General features: G+C 65.7%; 6 protein-coding genes. 3 read left to right on the top strand and 3 right to left on the bottom strand.

The features are described 5' to 3' along the window. Positions 1-553 (top strand): DUF4426 domain-containing protein (locus CKO40_RS23100; RefSeq protein WP_207173824.1); only part of this gene is annotated, 553 nt, incomplete at its 5' end. Positions 554-658: 105 nt separating this feature from the next. Here the strand turns inward: CKO40_RS23100 and polX are convergent. The 3 genes from polX to CKO40_RS23115 all read right to left on the bottom strand — a co-directional run bounded on the left by polX (position 659) and on the right by CKO40_RS23115 (position 5,113). Continuing rightward, positions 659-2,383, bottom strand: a complete 1,725-nt coding sequence (gene polX, locus CKO40_RS23105) for a DNA polymerase/3'-5' exonuclease PolX (RefSeq protein WP_200348813.1) — start codon at positions 2,381-2,383, stop codon at positions 659-661. Between the two features lie 102 nt (positions 2,384-2,485). After that, positions 2,486-3,139: a dienelactone hydrolase family protein gene (locus CKO40_RS23110; protein ID WP_200348814.1), complete on the bottom strand. Its 654-nt coding sequence runs from the start codon at positions 3,137-3,139 to the stop codon at positions 2,486-2,488. Between the two features lie 585 nt (positions 3,140-3,724). Then, positions 3,725-5,113, bottom strand: coding sequence for a nicotinate phosphoribosyltransferase (locus CKO40_RS23115; protein WP_200348815.1), 1,389 nt, complete (start codon positions 5,111-5,113; stop codon positions 3,725-3,727). 502 nt (positions 5,114-5,615) lie between these two features. Here CKO40_RS23115 and CKO40_RS23120 point away from each other — a divergent pair. Then, positions 5,616-6,806, top strand: coding sequence for a cation:proton antiporter (locus CKO40_RS23120; RefSeq protein ID WP_200348816.1), 1,191 nt, complete (start codon positions 5,616-5,618; stop codon positions 6,804-6,806). An 81-nt stretch (positions 6,807-6,887) separates the two neighbouring features. Further along, positions 6,888-7,160: a PAS domain S-box protein gene (locus CKO40_RS25535; protein ID WP_420827410.1), complete on the top strand. Its 273-nt coding sequence runs from the start codon at positions 6,888-6,890 to the stop codon at positions 7,158-7,160. Positions 7,161-7,278 lie beyond the last annotated feature (118 nt).

Below are 7,278 nucleotides of genomic sequence, written 5' to 3' on the forward strand. Positions count from 1 at the left end.
CTTCTACGACCAGGCCCGCCCCCGCCAACCCCTCAACCGCCTGTTGTCCGGGAGCTCCTGCGGCGCCGAACACCGGTGGGCGACGCAACGCATCGTGGCAACGGTCTTAATGGTGCTATGCGTTCTCATCGCGGCATTGCGCCCGGTCCAGGGCGCCGACCTGCAGATCGCCGAGCAGACCTGGCAGCTCGGGGACTATGTCGCCCATGCCAATGCGGTGCGCACCGACTTCCTCGCGCAGGAGGTCGCCGACAAGTTCGAGATCGAGCGCAGCAACGAGAAGGCGCTGGTGACCGTCTCGGTACAGAAGGCGGATGGCTCGACCCCCACCGACCCAGTCGAGGCGGAGGTCCGGGTCACGGTGACACGATCGGAGGAGGAGACGGCCGAGAATGTCGAGATGCGCACCCATCGAGCCGACGAGGATGTCTACCATCTTGGTGTGCTATCGGTGCGCAATGGCGAGCCGATCACCTTCAATTTCGCCATTACCCCAGAACCGGGCGATAAGACCTATCGCTTCGGCTTCGAGCGCTACTTCTTCACCGATTGACCCACTACTTCTTTGCGCAGCGGGTCAGCACGGCCCGCTCAAAGGTAACAGACGATCCGGTACCGCTTGCGGCGACCGGTGAGCAGGCTGGATCGCGCTGGATGCTCAGGGGCGCTCGAGCAGCTTACGCAGCGCCTCGAGTGAGCGGGTGTTGACCACATCCTCGGCGTCGAGCCAACCGCGCCGGGCCTGATCGACACCGAAGCGCATGTAATCGAGGTTGGCGCGGCTGTGCGCGTCGGTCGAGATCGCGACCTTGACGCCCATCTCCTTGGCGAGGCGGCAGTCGGTGTCGCTGAGGTCGAGCCGCTTGGGCTGGGCGTTGACCTCCAGGAAACAGCCGCGCTCGGCCGCCGCGGCAAGCACCTGCTCGAGGTCCAGCTCATAGGGATCGCGCTTGCCGATCAGGCGCCCCCGCGGATGGCCGAGGATCGAGAAGCTCGGATGATCCATCGCTCGCAGGATGCGCTCGGTCTGCTTCTCGCGGGACAGGTCCAGCTTGTCGTGGATCGAGCAGACGCAGAGATCGAGCCGCTCGAGGATCGCGTCGGGCAGATCCAGCGAGCCGTCGGCCAGGATGTCCACCTCGGCCGACTTGAGTACCCTGATCCGATCGCCGAGCGTGTCGTTGAGGCGATCGATGCGGTCGATCTGCTCATTCATGCGCCGCTCGTCGAGCCCTCCCGCGACGGTCAGGTTCTGGGTGTGATCGGTGATCGCCAGGTACTGATAACCGCGCTCGGCCCCGGCCTCTGCCATCGCGCGCAGGCTCTCGTGACCATCGCTGGCGCGGGTGTGGCAGTGCAGATCGCCGCGGATCGCGTCGAGCTCGACCAGCTCGGGCAGGCTCCCCTCCTGCGCGGCCTCGATCTCGCCACGGTTCTCGCGCAGCACCGGTTCGATATAGGGCAGCCCGACGCTGGCATAGACCTCCTGTTCGCTCCGCCCGGCGATGCGCTCCTCATCGCGGAAGACACCGTATTCGTTGATCTTGAGCCCGCGTTCCATCCCCATCCGGCGCACCGCGATGTTGTGCGCCTTGGAGCCGGTGAAATAGTGCAGCGCGGCGCCATAGGCGGCCTCCGGCATCCGGCGCAGGTCCACCTGCATGCCGGAACGGAGCACGATGGTGGACCGGGTCTCCCCCTGCGAGACGATCTCGCGCACCTCTTCATGCCCGGTGAAGCGGGCCATCACCGGCGAGTCCTCGACGGCAGTGACCAGGATATCGAGGTCGCCCACGGTCTCCTTGCGGCGCCGGAAGCTGCCCGCGATCGCAAGATCCTGCACCCCATCGACCGCGCGCAGGTCGGCGGCGAGGGCCTGAGCGATCTCCTCGGCCTCCATCAACCGCGTGCGCGGCTCCTGCCCTTGTCGCCGCGCCAGATGCTCGGCGATCGTCTCCTCGGTCTTGCGGCCAAAGCCCTCGAGCTCGCGGACCCGGTGCGCTTCGAGGGCCTGCTTGAGGTCGTCGAGGTTCTCGACCCCAAGATCCTGATACAGCGCCTTGACACGCTTCGGGCCCAGCCCGGAGAGCTGCATCAGCTCGCTGAGCTGGGCCGGCAGCGTCTCCTTGAGCTCGTCGAGCTGAGGCAGCTCACCGGTCTCGACGAGGGTCGCGATCTTCTCGGCCATGCGTTGACCGATGTCCGGCAGCTCGGTGAGATCGTCCCCGTTCGCGACCAGATCGGCGACGCTCTGCGACAGCCCCGAAATGGTCTGTGCGGCCTGACGATAGGCCCGCGCGCGATAGGCATTGCCGCCCCCGATCTCGAGCAGATCGGCTGCGCGCTCGAGCCGATCAGCGATCTCTTGGTTATGGATGGTCATCGCAGCCCTCCTCAGCGGGCCATCGCCTGATGCAGCACGCCATTTGGATACCGGACGAATGGGCACACCGTAAAAATGGGCATACTCGAAGAGGGAATCGCCTCAAAAATGCTCCAGGAACCAGTCACGGGCGAGGAATGCGACGGTATCGAGCTTGCCTGCCTCCTCGAACAGATGGCTGGCGCCGGGAACGATCTCGATCTTCGGCTCGATGTGCATCTTGCGCGCCGCGCTGCGGTTCATCTCGAGCACCTGCTGGTCCAGGCTCCCGACGATCAGCAGCGTGGGCTGCTCGACCTCCGCAAGCGCCTCGCCGGCAAGGTCCGGGCGCCCGCCACGTGAGACCAGGGCTCGCACCGGCTGCGGTCGTTGCGCCGCCGCCCCGAGCGCGGCTGCAGCACCGGTGCTTGCCCCAAAGAGCCCCAATGGCAGCGCGGAGGTGCGTGGATCAGCCGTGGCCCAGTCGACCCCGCGCACGAGGCGCTCGACTAGGAGCGAGATGTTGAAGCGCAGCTCAGCGGTGTGCTGGTCGACCTCATGCTCGTTGGGCGTGAGCAGATCGAACAACAGCGTCGCAATACCGCCGCGGTAGAGCACGTCCGCCACGGCCTGGTTGCGACGGCTGAAGCGACTGCTGCCGCTGCCGTGGGCAAACAGAACCAGGCCGCTCGCCTGCTGTGGGAGGTCGAGAAAGCCCGGCAGCTCGCCGCCTTCGATCGGCACGCCGACCTCGATCGTCTCGCGCGGTGAAATCATCGATTGACCCCTTTCGGAACGCTGCTTAGGCGATTGCCGGAAAAGCTCGTACCGAATTGCGCAGGATTTTCGTTTGCCTTCGAGGAGCGTCGCCGGGAGCATAGCCGGGCTATGTGACCTTCGGCGCAACGAAGAAGGCGAGCGAAAAGACCAGCAAGGCGGTATGAGCTTTGACAGAAATCGCCTTAGCAACTGCCATCCGAGCCGGCCAGGCAGCCACTCCCGCTAGGCGGCTCGGGCTCGCTATCGACTTTGCAGTATTCGTTCCGGGCTCTGCCGCCCAAGGTTTCGGACACCGGCCCGTTGTGCACAAGCTCCCAGCAGTACCGGCGCAGGCACCGGCGCAGGCGCCAGCGCCGATCCAACACGAAGGCACTCCGGCTCCAGCCGGTCGCCCTCAGCCCCCTGCCCCCTGTTTCAGCCACGACCGGCATGCCGCTCGCAGTCGCCTCGAGGCCGGTTCAAAAGACCCTTCGGTAGCTGATTTGAACCATCGCCGCCCCCAGCCCAGCCAGGCCGTTGCGCTGCATTCTGACCTGGCGCTTGCCGACGGCGTTCGGCGTTTGGAAGCCATTGCGTCGGAGGTTATCGATTGAGCCGCTTGAGCTCGCGCTGACCGGGATTTCGTTGTTGCTTGATGAAGGCGTCGGCTTCCCGGGCCAGCTCGCGAACCGAGTCGGAGGCCGAGACCGGGTAGGATGGCTCGGCATCGAGGCGGCGCAGCGCCGAAGGCAGCCGGGCGACCTGATCCGAGCGTCGCGCCCGTGCTTCCTCGAGGGTGCCGAGCCGCCCTATCCGACGCCCCTGCTGGATGATCGGTTGCAGCAGCGCCTCGCCTTCGTCCTGGACCGGCTCCTCTGCGAGCTGGATCTGATCGCCGGCCATCTTCCCGTTCTCATCGAAGCGGCGCACGACCTGCTTGCGCCCCGGCCAGGTCGACTTGTCCTCGGAATGCTTGCGTCGCGGACGACCACCGTATTCCATGAGCTTGTAGGCGCAATCGAGATAGGGTGCATCGGCCGAGGTATCGAGCTTGCTGCCGACCCCGAAACCGTCGATCGGGGCACCTGCGTCCAGCAACGCTTGCAGCTGATGCTCATCGAGCCCGCCGCTTGCGAAGATCCGGATCTCGGAGCGTCCGCCGGCGTCCAGGATGCGCCGGACCCGTCGCGCGTGCTCGGCCAGATCGCCGCTGTCGATCCGGACCGCCTGGATCGCGGTGCCCCGCTCGGCCAGCCGTGGCGCCAGCCCGAGAAGCTTGCGCGCTGCGGCCTCGGTGTCATAGGTGTCGATCAGCAGGACCAGACCTTCGGGACGGGCGAGAGCGAAATGCTCGAATGCGGCAAGCTCGTCGTCGTGGGCCTCGATGAACGAATGCGCCATCGTGCCGTAGATCGGGATGCCGTAACGCGGTGCCGCCAGCACCGTCGAGGTCCCATCGAAGCCACCAAGATAGCAGGCCCGCGCTGCCAGCAGTCCGGCCTCGGCGCCGTGCGCCCGGCGCAGACCGAAGTCCACCAGCTGTTTCCCTGCGGCAGCGGTTGCACAGCGGCTCCCCTTGGTCGCGATCAGAATCGGATACTGGAGCAGATTGATGATCCGGGTCTCGAGCAGCTGCGCCTGCGCGAGCGGTGCGGTGATCCGCAATACCGGCTCATCCGGGAAGAACAGCGTGCCTTCGGGCATCGCATCCAGACTCCCGGTGAAGCGAAAATCGCGCAATCGGTCGACGAAGGCCGCGCCAAAGCGGCCGCTTTTAGTCATCCAGTCGAGCTCAGCGTCGGTAAATCGGGCGTGTTCGACCAGCTCGGCCACATCTTCGATCCCGGCCGCGACCAAATACCCGTATCCGACCGGCAGCTCGCGAACGAAGAACTCGAACACCGCTTCGTCCTCCATGTCGCTGGCGAAATAGGCCTCCAGCATTGCAAGCTCGTAGAGGTCGGTCAGTAGCAGTCCGGTGGTTGGGATCATGGGGCCTCCATCGCGGCGCGGTTCCAGCTGGTGTCATCGCTTTGCAATATCAGCTCTTAGGCGATTTCTGTCAAAGCTCATACCGCCTTGCTGGTCTTTTCGCTCGCCTTCTTCGTCGCGCCGCCGGTCACATAGCCCGGCTATGCTCCCGGCGACGCTCCTCGAAGGCAAACGACAATCCTGCGCAATTCGGTACGAGCTTTTCCGGCAATCGCCTTAGCAATGTTAGGGCCACCGCGGGTTGCCGCGATCAGGCGAGATGGCGGTGATGACGCGAGACGCCAACGGGAGGCCGCCGAATGCCGCGAGGCGGCACCGGTTATGATCGGTCGGCATGCGCATTGCCGTGATGTCTTTATCGAGCTTGCTATCGCTGCGCGGGGCGCTGCTGGACTGCGAATGGCCGGAAGGGCACAGGGAGCCAATCGAGCCCGTTGCGGCCTGAAGCGACCACTCGATCGATCAGCGCCTCAGGCGATAACCGATACAAGGGACAGATGAGATGAACGAAGCCAGCAGCGCCAACGGCGCGGTGCCAATCCTGCTCACGGTCGGCGGCATCTTCCTGATCGGCCTCTGTGCCGATTTCCTCGGCCGGCATACCTTCCTGCCGCGCGTCACCTTGTTGCTGCTGGCCGGCATCCTGGTCGGTCCAGAGGTGCTGGACCTGCTGCCGGACTTCACCGAGCAGTGGTTCCCGGTGCTGACCAATCTGGCGCTGGCGATGATCGGGTTCCTGATCGGACAAAGCATCCAGCCGGAATCGCTGCGCCGCCTTGGCCGGCGGGTGCTGATCCTGGCGACCAGCAAGGTGGCACTGGCCGCGCTGCTGGTCTTCGTCGGTCTGCTCCTGCTCGGGGTGCAGCTCGAGGCCGCACTGCTGCTGGCCGGAATCGCGCCGGCAACGGCACCGGCCGCGACCTTCGATGTCGTCCATGAGAGCCAGGCAGAAGGCGAGTTCACCGACACCCTGCTCGGCATCGTCGCGATCGACGACGGTTGGGGCATCATCCTGTTCAGTGTGCTGCTGAGCATCGCCGAAGGCGTCGCCGGGACGAGCGGCGCGGGCGGAGTCCTGCTGTCGGCGCTCTGGGAGCTGTTCGGCGCGCTCGCGCTCGGCGCCCTGCTCGCGCTGCCCATGGCCTATCTGACCGGCCGGGTCGCGCGTGGCGAGCCGACCCAGGCCGAGGCGCTCGGCTTCGTGCTGCTGTGCGCCGGTCTCGCGCTCTGGGCCGAGGTCTCCTACATCCTCGCCTGTATGACGCTCGGGGCATTGGTCTCGAGCTTCGCGGCCCATCACAAGCGACCGTTTCGGGCGATCGAGGGGATCGAGTGGCCTTACTTGATCCTGTTCTTCCTGCTCGCCGGGGCATCGCTGCATCTGGACGCGCTCGCCACGATCGGCCTGCTGGGGGTGGTCTATATCCTGATGCGCAGTGCCGGTTTGTACCTCGGCGCCCAGCTCGGCGGCCGCATCAGCGGCGCCCCACCGCGTCTCTATAATTGGATCGGTATCGCGGTGCTGCCGCAGGCTGGCGTCGCGCTGGGACTCGCCCTGGTCGCCGCGCAGGCCTTTCCGTCATTGGAAGACATCATCCTGCCGACCGTGCTCGGCACCACCGTGGTGTTCGAGCTGATCGGTCCGGTCGCGGCACGGTTCGCGCTGCGCAAGGCAGGCGAGGCGCGCGCCTGAGTATCCTGAGGCCTGAACTGCAGCCCTTTCGTCAACGCGCTGCAGACCGAAGGCAGGGTTCGCAACCGGGAGCAAACGCTGCTGACGAAGTCCGGCGAGGCCCGGACATTCCTCAGCTCAGGCGATCGCGTTACCAGCGGCGGCGAGGATCTGGTCCTGCTGACCTGGCTCGACATCACTGAGCGCAAGCGCGCCGAGGAGGCCCTGCGCGAGGCCCACGACACCCGCGAGGCGATCCTCCAGAGCATGACCGACGGGTTGATGCTCGCGGACCCCGATGGCCTGGTCATCGACATCAATCCAGCCGCCCTGCGCCTGCACGGCTTCACCCTTAAGGCGATTGCCGCCGGGTGACCACGGGTGATTGCTCACCCGTGGTTCCCACAGATCCGGACGTGCGGAATTCCCGCATCCGGCTCCTCAGTTGAGCAGTCGCTACACAACAATCGTTGCACACCCATCGGACAAAAGC

The sequence above is a fragment of the Halochromatium glycolicum genome (genome assembly GCF_016584085.1).
Classification (GTDB): domain Bacteria; phylum Pseudomonadota; class Gammaproteobacteria; order Chromatiales; family Chromatiaceae; genus Lamprobacter; species Lamprobacter glycolicus.

Excerpts from the sequence above, each read along its gene's own strand:
- CKO40_RS23120 (WP_200348816.1), top strand. The coding sequence starts at position 5,616 with ATGAACGAAGCCAGCAGCGCCAACGGCGCGGTGCCAATCCTGCTCACG.
- CKO40_RS23110 (WP_200348814.1), bottom strand. The coding sequence starts at position 3,139 with ATGATTTCACCGCGCGAGACGATCGAGGTCGGCGTGCCGATCGAAGGC.
- polX (WP_200348813.1), bottom strand. The coding sequence starts at position 2,383 with ATGACCATCCATAACCAAGAGATCGCTGATCGGCTCGAGCGCGCAGCC.
- CKO40_RS23115 (WP_200348815.1), bottom strand. The coding sequence starts at position 5,113 with ATGATCCCAACCACCGGACTGCTACTGACCGACCTCTACGAGCTTGCA.